This is a genomic window from Actinomadura sp. WAC 06369 (genome assembly GCF_003947565.1).
GTDB lineage: Bacteria > Actinomycetota > Actinomycetes > Streptosporangiales > Streptosporangiaceae > Spirillospora > Spirillospora rifamycini.
Genome location: NZ_QHJN01000096.1, coordinates 1 through 14,459 on the forward strand (window position 1 = coordinate 1; position 14,459 = coordinate 14,459).

At 75.5% G+C, this 14,459-nt stretch carries 12 protein-coding genes; 8 read left to right on the forward strand and 4 right to left on the reverse strand.

Translation table 11 applies throughout. From position 1 onward, the window contains the following. Together DMH08_RS24220 and DMH08_RS24225 are read left to right on the forward strand one after the other, a co-directional pair. Window positions 1-633, forward strand: a 633-nt coding sequence (locus DMH08_RS24220; protein WP_125617906.1) for a TIR domain-containing protein, incomplete at its 5' end; no start/stop codon positions are given. Between the two features lie 143 nt (window positions 634-776). Continuing rightward, window positions 777-1,067, forward strand: a complete 291-nt coding sequence (locus tag DMH08_RS24225) for a hypothetical protein (protein ID WP_125617908.1) — start codon at window positions 777-779, stop codon at window positions 1,065-1,067. Window positions 1,068-1,191: 124 nt separating this feature from the next. Here the strand turns inward: DMH08_RS24225 and DMH08_RS24230 are convergent, their stop codons facing one another. Then, a complete protein-coding gene (locus DMH08_RS24230) occupies window positions 1,192-3,582 on the reverse strand; it encodes a hypothetical protein (protein ID WP_125617910.1) in 2,391 nt (796 codons plus the stop codon). An 89-nt stretch (window positions 3,583-3,671) separates the two neighbouring features. Between DMH08_RS24230 and DMH08_RS24235 the strand changes: the two genes are divergently transcribed. The 4 genes from DMH08_RS24235 (at window position 3,672) to DMH08_RS24250 (ending at window position 8,932) form a co-directional block, all read left to right on the forward strand. Then, window positions 3,672-4,850 carry a CHAT domain-containing protein gene (locus tag DMH08_RS24235; protein ID WP_125617912.1) on the forward strand — a complete coding sequence of 393 codons (1,179 nt, stop codon included), beginning with the start codon at window positions 3,672-3,674 and terminating at the stop codon, window positions 4,848-4,850. Window positions 4,851-4,961: 111 nt separating this feature from the next. Next, window positions 4,962-5,999: a hypothetical protein gene (locus tag DMH08_RS24240; protein WP_125617914.1), complete on the forward strand. Its 1,038-nt coding sequence runs from the start codon at window positions 4,962-4,964 to the stop codon at window positions 5,997-5,999. Window positions 6,000-6,087: 88 nt separating this feature from the next. Beyond that, a complete protein-coding gene (locus tag DMH08_RS24245; protein ID WP_442778648.1) occupies window positions 6,088-7,869 on the forward strand; it encodes a glycoside hydrolase family 15 protein in 1,782 nt (593 codons plus the stop codon). 10 nt (window positions 7,870-7,879) lie between these two features. Beyond that, entirely contained in the window at window positions 7,880-8,932 is a 1,053-nt protein-coding gene (locus DMH08_RS24250; RefSeq protein WP_125617918.1) for a glucose 1-dehydrogenase, read from the forward strand. Here the strand turns inward: DMH08_RS24250 and DMH08_RS24255 are convergent. Together DMH08_RS24255 and DMH08_RS24260 are read right to left on the reverse strand one after the other, a co-directional pair. After that, on the reverse strand, window positions 8,916-10,163 hold the full coding sequence (locus DMH08_RS24255) for an acyl-CoA dehydrogenase family protein (RefSeq protein WP_125617920.1): 1,248 nt from the start codon (window positions 10,161-10,163) through the stop codon (window positions 8,916-8,918). The genes DMH08_RS24250 and DMH08_RS24255 overlap by 17 nt on opposite strands. A 9-nt stretch (window positions 10,164-10,172) precedes the next feature. Continuing rightward, window positions 10,173-11,732 carry a class I adenylate-forming enzyme family protein gene (locus tag DMH08_RS24260; RefSeq protein ID WP_026400871.1) on the reverse strand — a complete coding sequence of 520 codons (1,560 nt, stop codon included), beginning with the start codon at window positions 11,730-11,732 and terminating at the stop codon, window positions 10,173-10,175. A 126-nt stretch (window positions 11,733-11,858) separates the two neighbouring features. Between DMH08_RS24260 and DMH08_RS24265 the strand changes: the two genes are divergently transcribed. Together DMH08_RS24265 and DMH08_RS24270 are read left to right on the forward strand one after the other, a co-directional pair. Beyond that, a complete protein-coding gene (locus DMH08_RS24265; RefSeq protein ID WP_026400872.1) occupies window positions 11,859-12,455 on the forward strand; it encodes a TetR/AcrR family transcriptional regulator in 597 nt (198 codons plus the stop codon). Between the two features lie 184 nt (window positions 12,456-12,639). Continuing rightward, window positions 12,640-13,902 carry an SLC13 family permease gene (locus DMH08_RS24270; protein WP_125617922.1) on the forward strand — a complete coding sequence of 421 codons (1,263 nt, stop codon included), beginning with the start codon at window positions 12,640-12,642 and terminating at the stop codon, window positions 13,900-13,902. A gap of 18 nt (window positions 13,903-13,920) precedes the next feature. Here DMH08_RS24270 and DMH08_RS24275 read toward each other — a convergent pair whose 3' ends face one another. After that, the gene (locus tag DMH08_RS24275) at window positions 13,921-14,373 is read right to left on the reverse strand and encodes a CBS domain-containing protein (RefSeq protein WP_026400874.1); all 453 of its coding nucleotides are present in this window, start codon (window positions 14,371-14,373) and stop codon (window positions 13,921-13,923) included. Window positions 14,374-14,459 lie beyond the last annotated feature (86 nt).

Below are 14,459 nucleotides of genomic sequence, written 5' to 3' on the forward strand. Positions count from 1 at the left end.
GTCCCGGCCCCGGCCCCGCCGCCCGCGGACGGGACGCCCGTGCACGCGCCGCCCGCCCGGGAAGCGTTCGCGCCGCTCCCCGGCATGCCGGAGGACCCGACGCGGGGCGTGTTCGTCATCCACGGCCGCGACGGGCGGGTGCGGGACGGGATGTTCGCGTTCCTGCGCGCCTGCGGCCTCGCCCCCTACGAGTGGGAGACGCTCGTCGCCCTGACCGGCGCGACCGGCCCGTTCCTCGGCGACGTCGTCGTGCGGGGCATCGCCCGCGCGCAGGCGGTCGTGGCGCTGCTGACACCGGACGACATCGTCGAGCTCGACCCGCGCCTGCGCCTCCCGGACGAGGACCCGTTCGAGCTCGCGCCGTCCGGCCAGGCCCGGCCGAACGTGCTGGTGGAGCTGGGGATGGCGCTCGCGCTGTGCCCCGACCGCACGATCCTCCTCCGGGCGGGGGCGCAGCGCCCGATCGCCGACCTGGCGGGCCGCAACTTCATCCGGCTGTCCGACGGCCCCGAATGCCGCAGCAAGATCCGCGGCCGGCTCGCCCGGGCGGGCTGCCCGGTCAACGGCCACGGGGAGGACTGGCTGACCGCCGGGACCCTCACCTCCCCGACGACCGCGCACCCGCCGTCCTGACCCGCGGGAGCCGGACCGGAAGCATGTCGGAAGCGCTTCGGAAGCGTCCCGGAGCATTCCTGCGCCTTTCCGCGGAAGCGCACGTCCGGGTCTCCTGGGAGCGACCCGAACAGGCGGGTCCGTACGGATATGGGGGCCGCCGGATGGTGGACTGGGGAAACGTGTTCCGCACCGGCCTGGAGATCGCCGAGCAGACGTCCTACGGCGTCACCATCGCGCAGTGGGAGGAACTCGACGACGAGACCGCCTACCAGACGATCTACGAGTACGTCCTGCAGGCGCCGCTCAGCAGGCTCACCGGGATGGACACCGCCCTCTCGGTCGCGGCGGCGACCCGGTTCGACATCAACGCCCGCCGCCGGGTGGGGCGCTTCTACGCGTTCTTCAAGCTCGTCGAGTTCCGCCAGCACGGCTTCCGCGGCTTCGCCGACTGACCCGGCGCCCGCCGACGACGCCCCGAGCGCCCCGCCCGTCCGGTCGGCGGGCGGGGCGAGCGCGGCCGCCGACCGGACACGGCGGTCCGGGGGGTGCGGAGCCGCCCGCCGGGGCCGGGGGGCGTTACTCGGTGTCGAGGGCGGCGCGGACGGCGGCGAGGCGTTCGGCCAGCTCGGGGTGCGCGTCGCGCAGCTCGTGGAGTTCGGAGCGGGCGTCGAGGAGCTGCGACCAGACGATGTTGCGGCCGCGTTCGGCGAGCGCGAGGGCGAGGGAGGGGTCGCCGGTGGCGAGGGCGCTCGCGGCGGCGTCCGAGCCGACGCCCGGCCAGTTCGCGAGGCGGTCGCGGCGGGTGTCGCCGTACAGGCCGTGCCAGGCGAGCGTCGGCAGCAGGTCGACGGCGGCGGCGTAGCCGGTGCGGGCGTCGTGGTGCGCGCCGAGTTCCGTCGCGAGGGCGCCCCAGCGCACGGCCGCGCCGACCCGAAGCGTTGCGGCGGCGGTCGTGGCGGCGACGACGGTCCGGGCGTGCGCGAGCGCGGTGACGGCGTCGTCCGCGGCGCCGGTGGCGGCGGCGGCCCGCTCCCCGAGGGCGCGGCTGAGGTGGTCGAGGGCGGCGATGTCGCGCGGATCGCCGTCGGGGACCCCGGCGACGGCCTCCTCGGCGGCCTCGACGGCGAGGTCCAGGTCGGACGTGCGGCCGGTGGCGCGGTACCGGTCGAGGAGGAGCGACGCGAGGTTGACGAGCCACCCGGCCCGGTCGGCGGGACGGTCCGTCGACTCGTCCACCGCCTTCGCCGCGACGTCCAGCGCCTCGTCGAGGACGGACGGGTCGGGCTCGCCGGCGGACTCGTACCGGGCGCGGAGCCGCAGCGCGCGGTGGGCGAGCGTGCCGGCGCGGACGCGGTGCCACGCGGGCGCGGCCTCCAGGGCGAGGTCGTTGAACGCCAGCGCGATGTCGAGCAGTTTCGGGTCCCCGGTGCGGCGGTGGACTTTCGCGTACGCCGTTTCGGCGTGCCCGATGTAGAGGAGCCGGTCCGCGTGCCCCGCGGGGCAGTGCTCGACGGCGAGCGCCGCGTGCACGAGGGCCTCGTCGGCGTCGGACGGCTCGCCCCACCGGTCGTACCGGCCGAGGAGCGCCGCGGCGAGCGCCGCGTGCGCGCCGGCGTCCTCGCCGGCGTGCCCGACCGCCTCCCGGGCGACGTCGACGGCGCGGTCGAGGGCCTCCGCCGGGCCGCCGACGTCCGCCTGGCCGCACAGCGCCCTGGACAGGTTCGTGAGCCGCCGCGTGCGGCGGGTGTCGTCCGGCCCGGTCGCGGCGACCGCCGCCTCGGCCGCGGTGACCGCCGCGGCCGCCGCGGCGGCGTCGACGGTGCCGTCCGCGACCGGGTCGCTGAGGACGGCCGCGAGGACGGCCGACAGCACGGCCTCGTCCCCCGCCCCGGCGCCGACCCGGACGGCCAGCCGGGCGAGGTCGGCGGCGCGGCGGATGTCGCGGTCGCCGGTCAGCTCCCTGCCCCGATCGGCGAGGGCCTGCGCGAGGCCCGCCAGCGTCGCGCCCGCCTTCGGGTGGTCCGGCCGGATGCGCTCGGCCGCCTCCTCCGCCGCCGCGACGGCCAGGTCGATCGCCTGCCGGTTCCCGGTCGCCTGGAACCACAGCCACAGCGCCTGCCCCAGCGTGCTCAGCGCCACCGACAGGACGTCCTCGTCCGGCGGGAGGTCCCGCCGGTCGCCGTGCCGCTCGCGCGCGAGGGCGACGGCCCGGCGCGCCGCCGCCACCGCGTTCGGCAGCCCGCCCGCCGCATCGTGCTCGTCGGCCTGGAGGACGAGCGCCGTGGCGAGCTGGGTGAGCGCGGTGGCCCGGTACGGGTGGTCGCGCGGCGCGGCCCGCACCGCGAGGTCCGCGTGCCAGACCGCCTGCGCGAGGTGGTCGGCGCCCGCCGCCATGTGCGCGTACGAGACGAGGGTGAGCCGCCGCGGACGGTCCGGGTGGTCGCGCGGGGTCGCCCGGGCGATCTCCTCCAGCATGGCGGCCCCCCGTGCGGCGCCCGCCCGGTCGCCGCCGCCCGCCAGCCCCATCGCCGCCGCGATCGTCCGTTCCGTCCGCCGGTCGGGCCGCACCCGGCCCGGCCGGAAGGGGCGTCCGGCCGGGGGCTCCGGGACGCGTTCCCGGGGCAGCCCGGCGAGCAGCGGGCGTCCCGCGTGGCCGTCCTCCTCCTGCAGCGCGGCCAGCAGGTGCGCGGCCGTGATGCGGGGGTGCCCCAAGCGGTCCCGGACGGACGCCGCGGCGTGCAGCACCCGGCACGCGTCGGCGTCCAGCGGGGCGTACCCGGCGGGGTCGAGGGGCGGCGGGCCGCCGAGCACGCCCGCCAGGGCCCGCGCCGCGGGGCCCTCCCCGGCGCGCAGCCCCCGCACCAGGTGGTCGCAGCCGGTGGCGGCGGCGCCCGCCGCGCCCGCGATGCCGTAGGCGGCGTCGATCGCGGCCTGCGCGGTCTCGTCGTAGAGGTCCCCGTCCGGCATCGGCCGCTCCTTCGTCGAACCGTGGCGGGCCCGGTGCCGCCGGCGGTATCGTCCCGCTGCGATCGTCCCGCATCGGACGAGGAGGCGGAATGGCCCCGGTGGACAGGCGGATGGCGCTCGCCCGCGAGTGGGACGACCTCGTGGCCCGCGTCCGCGGGCTCGACGGCTTCCGCGACTTCCTGCGGCCGCCGCCCGTCGCGGACCTCCCGTCCCCCGCGAGCCCGGACGCCGCCGTCGTCGTCAACGTCGGGCGCTTCCGCTGCGACGCCCTGCTCGTCCGGGACGGCGCCGTCCGGTCGGTCCCGCTGCCCGCGCTCACCGCGGCCGACGTCGCCGACCGCACCGCCCGCTACCTGCGCGCCGTCGGCGCCGACGACGGCACGCGGGACGGGCAGGACGTGCGGGATGGGCGGGACGGGCGGGACGTGCTGGCCGGGACGCTCGCGTGGCTGTGGGAGGCCGTCGCCGAACCCGTCCTCGACGCGCTCGGCATCACCGGGCCGTCCGCCGCCCCGCCGCGCGTGTGGTGGTGCCCGACCGGGCTGCTGACGCTGCTGCCGCTGCACGCCGCGGGGGTGCACGACCGGCCCGGACGGTCGGTGATCGACCGCGCCGTCTCGTCCTACACGCCCACGCTGCGCGCGCTGGGCGCCGCCCGGGCGCCGCGGACGCTCGCGCCCGCGCGGATGCTCGTGGTGGCGATGCCGCGGACCGCCGGGCAGGCCGACCTGCCGGGCGCCGCCCGCGAGCGCGCGCTGGTCGGGGAGTTCTTCCCCGGCGCGCACACCCCGCTGGAGGGGCCGGCCGCGACCCGCGCCGCGGTCGCCGGGGCGCTGGCGGGGCACCGGTGGGCGCACTTCTGCACGCACGGCGAGCAGAACCTCGACCGTCCCGCCGAGGGCGGGCTGCTGCTGGCGGACGGCGCCCTCACCGTCGCGGACATCGCCGCGAGCACGCACGGCGGCGAGTTCGCGTTCCTGTCGGCCTGCAAGACCGCGACCGGCGGCGTCTCCCTCCCCGACGAGGCCGTCACGCTCGCCGCCGCACTGCAGTACACGGGGTACCGGCACGTGGTCGCGACGCTCTGGTCCGTCCCGGACGCGGCCGCGCTGTGGATCGTCGACACCGTGTACGACGTCCTCACCGAGGGCGGGACGTTCGCCCCGGACGGCGCCGCGGCGGCGCTGCACGCGGCGGCGCGGGAGCTGCGGGCCGCGTCGGCCCCGGACCTGTCGGGCTGGGTCCCGTTCGCGCACTTCGGCCCCTGACCGGAGCGGAGCGCGACGGCGGTGCCCCACTGCGTCAGCAATTCTTACGGGCCGCGAACAGGACGTTCTCCGCGCCGCCCACCGGCCCCGAAGATCATTAACTTCGCTCCCATGTCCCACATGACGATCCACCGCCGGGCGGGCCTGGGGGCCGCGGCCCTCGCCCTCGCCCTTCCCGCGGCGTTCGCCGCCGCCCCGTCCGCCGCCGCCGACACGACGCCCCGGGTCGCGTCGACCAGCGTGTCGCCCGCCGTCATCACGGCCGGCGGGGAGGCGCTGCAGACCGTCCGGCTGACCGCGCCCGCGCCCGCGGGCGGGCTCGGCGTCGAGGTGATCAGCGTCGGGTTCGCCGACGGCAACTACCAGTACTCCACGGACGGCGGCCACGTGCGCGTCCCCGAGGGGAAGACGAGCGTCACGTTCCCGATCCGGCTGGAGGCGTACGAGGACGAGACGGTCGTGCCGCTGCTCGCCCGCCGCGACGGCGCCACCGCCGGGACGAGCGTGACGGTGCGGCCGCTCGACTGGCGCGAGCAGACCGTGACGGGGATCGACCTCGACGTCCCCGGGGACGCCAAGGCGGTCGTCGCGGGCACGAAGGTCACCGGCTCGGTGGAGCTGGCGGCCCCCGCCGGGACCGGCGGGACGTCGGTGGACCTGCGGGTCGCGCACGTCTCGGGGCTCCCCGGCGGCCCCGCGCCGAAGATCCCGCGCTACACCGTCGTCCCCGCCGGGAGCACCCGCGGCACGTTCACGATGGAGTACCCGGCCGTCCCGGTCGGCGGCATCGGGATCACCGACATCGCGGCCGACCTCGGCCACCCGCCCATGCGGGTCGCCCCGCTGCTGGTGCCGAAGCAGTACACGGTCGGGGTGGTACGCGAGCTGCGCGCGGGCGACCGGAACAACCTCGGGGCCGTCGGGCTGGGCGACCGCTGGCACCCGTTCGGCGCGGTCATCGAGCTGACCAGCGACACCCCCGGCGTGACGGTGCCGCGGAAGATCGAGATCCCGGCCGAGGAGGCGGGCGCGAACTTCCCCGTCACCGTCGACCCGTCCGTCCCGGCGGGCACGAAGGTGCGGATCTCCGCGACGTGGGTGCTGTCCACCGCGGGGACGGTCACGACCGAGGCCGTCGTCGCCGGATAGCGGGCACGTTCCCCCGCGCGAGCTTTCACTCCCCCGCGGACGGGTACGCACGTGGGCGTCCCCCCATCCGAGGAGTGAACCTGTGGCGTTGCGGATCGAGGACTACGGGCTGCTCGGCGACCTGGAGACGGCCGCGCTCGTGGGCCGCGACGGGTCGATCGACTGGCTGTGCCTGCCGCGCTTCGACTCGCCCGCGTGCTTCGCCGCCCTGCTGGGCGACGAGCACGCGGGCTTCTGGCGGATCGCCCCCGCGGCGGGCGGCATGTGCGCCCGGCGCCGCTACCGCGGGGACTCGCTGATCCTGGAGACCGAGTGGGAGACGCCCGAGGGCGCCGTCCGCGTGATCGACGCGATGCCGCGCCGGGGCGAGGCCGCCGACGTCGTCCGGATCGTCGAGGGCGTCCGCGGCCGGGTCCCGGTGCATATGGCGCTGCGGCTGCGGTTCGACTACGGCCGGGTCGTCCCGTGGGTGCGGCACCGCGACGGGCAGCTCAACGCGATCGCCGGACCGGACGCGGCGTGGCTGAAGACGCCCGTGCCGCTGGAGGGCCGCGACGAGACGACGTACGCGGACTTCGCCGTGTCGGAGGGCGAGCGGGTGCCGTTCGTCCTGACGTACCGGCCGTCGCACGAGCCGCGCCCGCACCCGGTGGACCCCGAGCGGGCCCTCGCCGACACCGAGGCGTTCTGGGCCGACTGGATCAAGGATTTCCGGTACGCGGGCCGCTGGCCCGAGGCCGTCCGGCGGTCGCTGATCACACTGAAGGCGCTCACGTACCACCCGACGGGCGGGATCGTCGCGGCCGCGACGACGTCGCTGCCCGAGCAGCTCGGCGGGCCGCGCAACTGGGACTACCGGTTCTGCTGGCTGCGGGACGCGACGTTCACGCTGCAGGCCCTCCTCGGCACCGGGTTCGTCGCGGAGGCGAAGACGTGGCGGGAGTGGCTGCTGCGGGCGGTCGCGGGCAACCCCGCCGACCTGCAGATCATGTACGGGATCGACGGGACGCGGCGGCTCCCCGAGTACGAGCTCGACTGGCTCTCCGGGTACGAGGGCGCGTCGCCGGTGCGGATCGGGAACGCGGCGTCCGGGCAGTTCCAGCTCGACGTGTGGGGCGAGGTCATCGAAGGGCTGCACCTCGCGCGGGAGGCCCGCATCGAGGCGGACGAGACCGCGTGGGACGTCCAGCGGGCCCTGCTCGACTTCCTGGAGGGGCACTGGAGCGACCCCGACGACAGCCTGTGGGAGGTCCGCGGGGATCCGCGGCACTTCGTCCACTCGAAGGTGCTGGCGTGGACGGGTGTCGACCGGGCCGTCCAGGCGGTGGAGCGGTACGGGCAGGACGGGCCCGCCGACCGGTGGCGGGCGCTGCGCGACACGATCCACCGGGACGTCTGCGAGAACGGCTACGACGCCCGGCGGAACACGTTCACGCAGTTCTACGGGTCGGACGCGCTGGACGCGGCGGCGCTGCTGATCCCGCAGGTCGGGTTCCTGCCGTGGGGCGATCCCCGGGTCGTCGGGACGGTCGAGGCGATCGAGCGGGACCTCTACCGGGACGGGTTCGTCCTGCGCTACGACACGGGCGCCGGGGTGGACGGGCTGCCCGGGGACGAGGGCGCGTTCCTCGCCTGCACGTTCTGGTTCGCGGACGCGCTGCACGGCATCGGCCGCACCGCCGACGCCGTCGAGCTGTTCGAGCGGCTCCTCGACCTGCGCAACGACGTCGGGCTGCTCAGCGAGGAGTACGACACCGCGGCCCGCCGGCAGGTGGGCAACACCCCGCAGGCGTACTCGCACGTCGGGCTGGTCAACACCGCCCGGCACCTCAGCGGCGCGCCGCCGGCGGCGCGCCCCGCCACGCGATGAAGGAGACGGCATGCGCGCGTTGACCATCCGTCCCGGACGACCGGGTTCGCTGTCGGTCGCCGAGGTCCCCGACCCGGAGCCGGGCCCGGACGAGCTGCTCGTCGAGGGGCTCGCCCTGGGGGTGTGCGGCACCGACCGGGAGATCGCGGCGGGCGAGTACGGTGCGGCCCCGCCGGGACGCGACCGCCTGGTCATCGGGCACGAGTCGCTGGGCCGGGTGCGGCACGCGCCGCCCGGCGGCGGCTTCTCCCCCGGCGACCTGGTCGTGGGCGTCGTCCGGCGGCCCGACCCGGAGCCGTGCGGGGCGTGCGCGCACGGCGAGTTCGACATGTGCCGCAACGGCCGCTACACCGAGCGCGGCATCAAGGAGCTCGACGGGTACGCGAGCGAGCTGTGGCGGGTCGAGACCCGGTACGCGGTGGCGCTCGACCCCGCGCTCGCGGACGTCGGCGTGCTGCTGGAGCCCGCGAGCGTCGTCGCGAAGGCGTGGGAGCAGGTCGAGCGGGTCGGCGGGCGCGCCTGGTTCGAGCCCCGCACGGCGCTGGTCACCGGTGCGGGGTCGATCGGGCTGCTCGCCGCGCTGCTGGGCGTCCAGCGGGGCCTGGACGTCCACGTGCTGGACCGGGTCGCGGACGGCCCGAAGCCCGGCCTCGTCGCCGACCTCGGCGCCGCGTACCACCACGACGGCCTCGACGCGGCGGTGCGGGCGGCGCGGCCGGACGTGGTGATCGAGGCGACGGGCGCCGCGGAGCTCGTGTTCGGCGCGATCGGGTCGACCGCCGCCTACGGCGTCGTGTGCCTGACCGGCGTGTCGCCCGCGGGACGGAACCTGACCGTGGACGCGGGCGCGCTGAACCGCGACATCGTCCTCGAGAACGACGCGGTCGTCGGCTCCGTGAACGCGAACCGGGCGCACTACGCGGCCGCGGCGGACGCCCTCGGGAAGGCCGACCCGGGCTGGCTCGGCCGCCTCGTCACCCGCCGCGTCCCGCTGGACGACTTCGCCGAGGCGTTCGACTCCCGCCCCGACGACGTCAAGGTCGCCCTCACCCTCGGCTCGTAGCCCCCTCCCCGGCGGCCTCCCCGGCGGGCGCCGCGGCGAGAACCTCCGCGTACATCGACAGGCCCTTCGCGATCGCGTTGCGCTGGATCTCCGAGGTGCCGGTCAGGACGCGGAACATGCGGACCTTCCGGAACAGGTACTCGACCTCGGTCCCCTGCACGAGCCCCTCCTTGCCGTGGATCTGCACGGCCTCGTCGAGGATCCGGAACGCGGCCTCGGCGACGTACAGCTTGCACATGAACGCTTCGAGGCGGGGGCGGGTCCCGGCGTCGAGCGCGGCGATGGCGCCGTAGGTCATCGAGCGGGCCGCGTAGTACTCGGTGGCCATGTCGGCGAGCTTGTGCTGGATGGCCTGCAGCTTCAGCAGCGGCGCGCCGTGGACGATCCGGGTCTGCGCCCGCACGAGCGACAGTTCGAGCGCGCGGCGGGCCATGCCGAGCAGCGTCGGGCAGTGCAGGAGGCGGTTGACGGTGACGCGGCCGAGGCCGATGCGCATGCCCTCGCCCTCGGCGCCGATCAGGTTCGCGGCGGGGACGCGGCAGCCGTCCAGGACGATGTCGGCCTCGATGTTCTCGCCGGACATCGGGGTCGCGCCGTCCTCGACGCGGCAGCCGGGGGCGTCGAGGTCGACGAAGAACGCCGAGTACGCGTCCTTCGCGCCGTCCGTGCGGGCGATGACGATGGCGAAGTCGGCGAACGGCCCGGCGGTGCTGAACACCTTGCGGCCGGTGAGCCGGTACCCGTCGCCGTCGCGGACCGCGACCGTCCGCATGGCGCGGACGTCGGAGCCCGCGTCGGCCTCGGTGAGCGAGAAGCAGCAGGCCCGCTCGCCGCGCGCGACCGGCAGCAGGTACTCCTTGATCTGCCGTTCGGTGGCGTGGCGGAAGATGTCGCCGGCGCGGAGCGGGCCGCCCATCTCGCCGAGCACGCTGTGCCCGAGGACGCGCCCGCCCGCGGCGATCTCCTCCTTGAGCGCGGCGAGCCGGGTGTGCGAGAGGCCGCGGCCGCCGTACTCCTCCGGCAGGTGGATCCCGTAGAAGCCGAGCTCGCGGCTGCGCCGCCAGACCGGTTCGAGGAGCCCGCGGGTGAGCCGGGTGGTGCGGTCGACGCCGTGCTCGCGCTCGTAGTCGGCCAGTTCCCCCGCGAGGTAGCCGCGCAGGGACGCGACGAGCCCGTTCAGCTCGGGGTCGTCGTCGTAGGACGGCCGGAGGGTGAAGGTGGAGTGGCTCATCGGGTCCCCTCAGTTGACGCGCCGGTCGACGCCGGCCCAGAACGGTTCCCGCACGGCCTTGCGGTCGGTCTTGCCGTTGCGGTTGACCGGCAGCTCGGCGACGAAGTCGACCGAGCGCGGCTTCTTGTAGCGGTCGAGGCGGTCGGCGCAGAACTCGATCAGCTCCGCGGCGGAGACGTCCGCCCCGTCGTGCCGGACGACGACGGCCTTGACCGCCTCGCCCCACGTCTCGTCCGGGACGCCGACGACGCACGCCTCGCGGACCGCCGGATGCTCGTAGAGGGCCGACTCGACCTCGGTGCAGTAGATGTTGAACCCGCCCGAGATGATCATGTCTTTCTTGCGGTCGACGATGAACAGGTAGCCGTCCTCGCGCATCCACGCCAGGTCGCCGGTGTGCACCCAGCCGTCCCGGAACGTCTCCTCCGTCAGCTCGGGCTCGCGCCAGTACTCGCGGACGCAGTCCTCGCCCCGCACGACCATCTCGCCGACCTCCCGGGGCGGCAGCTCGCGGCCCGCGTCGTCCACGATCCGGATCTCGGTGTCGTAGGCGGCGCGGCCGCAGGACGCGAGCAGCTCGGGGTCCTTCTCGACGGCCTCGGCGAGCGCGGCGGCGCCGATCCCGGCGACGACGCTGGTGGTCTCGCCGAGCCCGTAGCCCTGCGCGACGATCGGCCCGAACGTCTCGACGGCCTGCCGGAGCCGCTGCGGGGACACCGGCGCCCCGCCGATCCGCAGGCTCGTCAGGCTCGACAGGTCGCGGTCGCGGACGCCGGGCTCGGCCAGCAGCATGTTCAGCATGGCCGGGACGATGAACGTGGCGGTGATCCGCTCGCGCTCGATCGTGTCGAGGAACGCGCCGGTGTCCCACGCGGGCAGGATGTGCGCGGTCGCGCCGCCGAACACGCCCGCGAGCAGGCCCATCCCGGGGGCGTGCGTGATCGGCCCGCACGCCAGGTAGCGGACGCCCGGCCGGGCGCGGGAGTCGTCGCTCATCATCTGCTTGCGCATGTTCGCGCGGCGGTTGCCGAACGTCTGCGTCGCGGCCTTCAGCTTGCCCGTCGACCCGGACGTGAAGTGCAGCGTGCAGGGGTCGTCCGGCGAGACGTCCACGGCGACCGGCTCGGGCCCGCCCTCCTCGAGCAGTTCGGCGTAGGTGAGCGGGCGGGCCTCGCCGGTGAGGTTGCCGGGGTCGAACACGACGGGCTCGCAGCCGGCGCGGACGGCCGCGAGGGCGTCGTCCGCGTGCGCGGCGTCGAACAGCAGCAGCTTCGCGCCCGCGTAGTCGAGGACGTGCTCGATCTCCCCGCGGCCGAGGCGCGCGTTCACGGGGGCGCGCAGCAGCCCCGCCTTGTAGAGGGCGAACTCGGCCACGACCAGTTCGCCGCGGTTCCACGCGAGCGACGCGACGGCGTCGCCGGGCCGCAGCCCCCGGGCGAGCAGGGCCGACGCGAGCCGGTTCGCCTCGTCCTCCAGCGCCCGGAACGTCCACGCGCGCTCGCCGCAGACGACGGCGCGCTCGTCCGGCCAGTAGCGGGCGCTGCGGGTCAGGTAGCTCCCCAGGTTCATGCACATCTCCGTACCAGTAGACCAATAGCAGACAGAGTGTTCAGTAACTCTCGGGTTGTCAAGAGGTCTCTACACTTGGGGACCGCCGGCGAGCGCGGGCGGATCCACGGTGAACGAGGGACGGCGATGGCTGAGGACAGGCGGACACGGCGGACGCGCAAGGCGCTGCGCGACGCCCTGGTGGGACTGGTACTGGAACGCGGCTACGCGTCGATCACCGTCGAGGACGTCACCGAGCGCGCCGACATCGCCCGCGCCACCTTCTACAGCCACTGCCGCGACAAGGACGACCTGTTCACCCGGCTCACCAAGGACCTGCTGGACGAGCTCGGCGCGCGGCAGCGCCCGCTGATCGCCGAGAACGCGGTGGGCTTCACCGGCAAGCCCGTCCTGGAGCTGCTTCGGCACGCCGAGCAGGAGCGCGACCTGTACCGGATCATCCTGCGGGGCGAGGGCGACGGGAAGCCGCTGCGGATGTTCACCGAGTCCTGCGTGCGGGTGACCGCCGAGGAGTTCCGCGGCCGCTCCGAGCGCAACGGCGTCGAGCCGCGCATCAACCCCGGGCTGCTCGCCCGCGCCTGGGTCGGCGAGCAGACCGCCGTCCTGCAGTGGTGGCTGGAGATCGACGACCCGCGCCCGCCCGCCGAGGAGGTCGCGCGGATGCTGCTCGACCTGGCCGTCCACGGCCGGTACTGGGCGAGCGGATTCGACGCCCCCGCCTAGCATCCGGGGCCGCCGCGCCCTCCGACCAGCGGCGACTTCCCGCCCCCGGCCGCACCCGGCCGGGGGCTTTTCCGTGCGCCGCCCCCTTGAGGAGGCGGGAAATGTGACGTAGATTGCCCGACACCCTGCACGTAACTGAACACTTCGTTCAGGAACGTCCCGTGTCTGGAGAAGTGATGACCCCATGACCGCCGACGAGATCCTGTCCCTGGTCCTGCTGCTCGCCGTGTTCGCGGTGGCGATCTGGCGGGACGTCAACGTCGGGCTCGTCGCGCTGCCCGCCGGGCTGCTGCTCGCCAAGATCGCCGGCGTGCCGGGCGAGCAGGCCCTCGCCGCCTTCCCCGTCCAGATCGTCGTGCTGATCATCGGCGTGATGTACCTGTTCGGCCACGCCCAGCGCAGCGGGGCCATCGACCGGCTCGTCCACCTCGTCGTCCGCGCGTCCGGCGGGCGGGACTGGCTGCTGCCCTGGACGATGTTCCTGGTCGGCGCCGTGCTCAGCGCCATCGGCACCCTGCCGAGCGCCACCGTCGCGATCGTCCTGCCCATCGCCATGCGGCTCGCCCGCAACCGCGGCATGGACCCGGTCGTCATGGCGGTGGTGGCCTGCGCGGGCGCCGGCGTCGGCGGCTTCTCGCCGCTGTCCCCGTGGGGCGCGATCGTCCGGGAGCTCTCCGAGAAGCAGGGCGCCGCCTTCTCCCCCACCGGCCTGTTCCTCGGCCTCGCCGCCATCAAGACCTGCACCGCGATCCTGACGTACCTCCTTCTGAAGAAGTTCATCCGCCGCGGCGCGCGGCCCGAAGCCCCCGCCGGGCCCACCGAACCCGCCGCCGCCCAGGCCGCGCCGATGAGCCGCTACGAGCTGGGGTCCGCGGCGGGGATCGGTGCGTTCCTCGTGATGGTGCTGGCGCTGGGGATGAACCCGCTGTTCGCGTCGCTGCTCGTGGGCCTCGTCCTGCACGTGGTGTTCAAGCCCGACACCCGGCAGGTGATCGGGGACCTGCCGTGGAGCGTCATCCTGCTGACCTCGGGCGTCCTCGTGTACGTCGGCGTCCTCGAACGGGTCGGGACGCTCGACACGCTCGCCAGGCACCTCGGCGGCATCGACATCGCGCTGCTGACCGTGCTGGCGATCGCCTACCTGGCGGCGCTGTTCGCCACCGTGGAGTCGTCCACGGTCGCCGTCCTCGGCGTGATCATCCCGCTGACCGCGACGGCGCTGCCGCACCAGTCGTCCGCCGGGTTCACCGCGCTGCTCATCGCGATCTGCGGGGTGATCGGCGCGGTCGGGATCAGCCCGATGCACCTCGGCGGCGGGCTGGTCCTGGCCAACACCGGCGACGAGGAGAACCCGCGGGTGTTCCGCTGGCTGCTCGGCATCTCGCTGGTGGCCGCGCTCGTCCTGCCGCTGCTGTTGCTGCTGGTGCCGCTCGGCGTCGGGGTGTGACGCCCGGGCCGGGGCGGGTCACTCCCCCGGCAGCAGCCGGGTGAGCAGGTGCGGGACGGCGATGGCGCCGAGCATCGCCTCCCCGCGCCGCTCGCAGACCGCGACGAGCGGGCTGCGGGCCTGGTCCATGACGCTGGCGATCTCCATGACGGTCGCGTCGGCGCCGACCACCGGGAGCGGCAGCTCGTCCTGCCGGAGCAGGTCGGCGACGGTCCGCTCGGCGAGGGGCGCGCACAGCCGGTCGGCGTGGTCCTCGTCGTAGACGTGCGCGAGGGCGGGGTCGTCCCGGACGTACCGCGGGATCAGCAGGCGGAGCAGCCGCGAGCCCGGCAGGACCGCCACCGGGCGGCCCCGCGCGTCCGCGACGATCAGCGCCGGGAGCCCGTGCCCGGCGAGCAGGCGGGCGGCGTCCAGGGCGCCGTCGTCCGGCGTGACGGTCGGGTACTCGACGGCGAGTTCGCGTGCGCGCACGTCTCGTACGTACCCCGCGCCCGTCCGGTGGACCCCGCGTCTGGATGGGACGCGCGGATCCGGTTAAGGTCTCCTCCGGTGTGCCG